General features: G+C 42.0%; 2 protein-coding genes and 1 pseudogene. 2 read left to right on the forward strand and 1 reads right to left on the reverse strand.

Features of this window, described 5'->3' with window-relative positions; translation table 11 throughout:
• Positions 1-484 (reverse strand): annotated as a pseudogene (locus tag U0M88_RS04085) (hypothetical protein); the annotation flags it as partial.
• Between the two features lie 238 nt (positions 485-722).
• Between U0M88_RS04085 and U0M88_RS04090 the strand changes: the two are divergent.
• Both U0M88_RS04090 and U0M88_RS04095 read left to right on the forward strand, forming a co-directional pair.
• Positions 723-1,622, forward strand: coding sequence for an aspartate carbamoyltransferase catalytic subunit (locus U0M88_RS04090; protein ID WP_331868991.1), 900 nt, complete (start codon positions 723-725; stop codon positions 1,620-1,622).
• 1 nt (position 1,623) lies between these two features.
• On the forward strand, positions 1,624-2,621 hold a 998-nt coding region (locus U0M88_RS04095; RefSeq protein ID WP_331868992.1), incomplete at its 3' end, for a dihydroorotase.

The raw sequence follows: 2,621 nt of genomic DNA on the forward strand, positions 1-2,621 counted from the left end.
GGATACCGCTTTCTACTTTTCCAATGGGCGGAAACGGATAAGGCACATAGTCGCATTTAAAGTTATACGCCAGTACACCGCTTTGATTCAGGTTGTCTTCCAGATATTCTTGTTCATTGATGTGAAACGATCGGCCAGAATTTGTATCCACTTCTTGTAGAAGATAGATGTCAGCACTTTGATCTTTTAGAATTTGCTGGATACCTTGCAAGTTTGTCTCTACCTTTTCTTTCGATTCCGGATTGACTTTTGTGCCGCCATCCATGAAAAAATCCATGTCTTTGTCAAGGCCGGCATATCCTATATTATAAGTGAGAATGTGTAAACTATCCTTGGCATCTAAAACCTTATTCTGACTTGGCACTTGCAGGATTTCTACAGATTCCGGGCGGTATTCACGAATGCTTAAATATCCGACTCCGGCGGCTGCCAACAAGATGCATGTAACCAAAATGACCGCAAAGATCTTTAATGTTTTTTTCATAGGTAATCTCCTTTTTTTGTATATGATGCGGGTTATGAAATTATGGATAGAACAAAGAGAGAAAGTACGAGGTTTCTTTATGACTTAATCGTATAATACAGTCATTTACAGGTCAATTGTTTTTTCGATAAACTGATTGGAAATCGAGGGGAAGTATGATAGAATACACCTAGTAAATAGGAAGGGGATTTGAACGCGTTTTAAATCCTTTTTTTAAGGGAGATAAAGGAGGAAATGTATGAACAAAAATTCCTTATGTTCCATGAACGATCTATCTGTGGATGAGATCTTGAGTATCTTAAATGATGCAAGACTTTTTAATAGTTCCTATTCAGATTGGCAATTACCTTTAAAAAAGTGTTTGGTTGCTAATCTTTTTTTTGAGCCAAGCACCAGAACGCATTATTCTTTTGAAAGTGCGGAGCTGCAGCTAGGCTGCAAGGTGGCTGATTTCAATGCGGAAACCAGCAGTGTGACCAAAGGAGAAACATTTTTTGATACGATCAAGACCTTTGAGATGGTTGGTTATGATGCTTTTGTGATCCGTCATCCTAAAACGGAGTACTTTAAAGAGTTGGAAGATATTCAGGTTCCGATCTTGAATGCTGGAGATGGTGCCGGTAATCATCCGACACAGTGCCTGTTGGATCTGTTGACCATGCAAAATGAATTTGGAACGCTGAAAGGCTTAAAGATTGTCATTTGTGGAGATATCCTGCATTCGCGTGTGGCTGCTTCCAATAAATCCACATTGGAAAGAATGGGCAGTAAAGTTCGTTTCTGTGGACCGGAAGAATGGGAACGTCCGGGGTATCCGACGATGCCTTTGGATGAGGCAGTTGAATGGGCGGATGTCGTAATGATGCTTCGTATCCAGCGAGAAAGAGGAGCTACCTTGGCGCATTTGACCAAAGAGCAGTATTTACAAAGATATGGATTGACCAAGGAGCGTTACAATCGTATGAAAAAACATGCGATCGTGATGCATCCGGCACCGTTTAATCGCGATATCGAAATTGATTCTGACCTGGTGGAAGCACCAAAAAGCCGTATTTTTGAACAGATGGCCAATGGTGTTTTAGTGCGAAAAGCAGTATTAAAGCGTGCCTTTGGATTTGCCCCATTCGAGGAGAAATAAGATGCGACTGATAAAAAATGGAAATGTGCTGGCACCGCAGGAGGTTGTCAAAAAAGATATTTTGTTTGATGAACAGGAAATTATAAAGATCGAAGAGAATATTCAGGCCGATGCTGAAATTATCGATGCTTCTGGATTAACGGTCATTCCGGGTTTGGTGGATGTGCATGTGCATTTACGAGAACCTGGCTATACGCAAAAAGAAACGATTCATACCGGAACATTGGCGGCCGCCCATGGAGGATTTACTACGATTTTCTGTATGCCTAATGTCATTCCGTATCCGGATGATGTGCAAACGATTCAGACCTATGTTGAAAAAATCAATCAGGATGCTGTCGTGCATGTACATCCATACGCCTGTATCACCAAAGAAGAGGCCAGCAAAGAAGTCGTTGATATGAAGGCTATCAAAGAACGATTTGGCATTCGCTGGTTCAGTGATGATGGCGTTGGTGTTTCTACCGCTGAAGTGATGGCTCAGGCGATGAAAACAGCCGGAGAAAATGATTGTATGATCGTGGCGCATACCGAAGATATGTCGTATCGAAAACCGGGGGCCTGCGTACATGACAGTGAAGTCAATCGCCAAAAAGGATGGTTAGGTATCTCGAGTGCCTGTGAAAGTGCGCAGTTGATTCGTGATCTGCAACTGTCTCAACAGATCGGCAATGCGTATCATGCCTGTCATATCAGTGCTAAAGAAAGCGTGGAAGCTTTAAAAGAATATAAAGAAAAGGGAGCCGATGTGACAGGGGAAGTTACAGCGCATCACTTGTTGTTGGAAGATCAGGATGTGCAGGGAACAAACTGGAAGATGAATCCGCCTTTACGCTCCCATGAAGATCGTATGGCTTTGATCGAAGGATTAGAAAATGGATCGCTGGATATGATTGCCAATGATCATGCACCGCATACAAAAGAGGAAAAAGATCGCCCAATGGATAAAGCGCCATTCGGTATTGTTTCGTTAGAAACCAGTTTTCCTTTATTATATAC

The organism is Faecalicoccus sp., assembly GCF_036552745.1.
Lineage (GTDB): Bacteria > Bacillota_I > Bacilli_A > Erysipelotrichales > Erysipelotrichaceae > Faecalicoccus.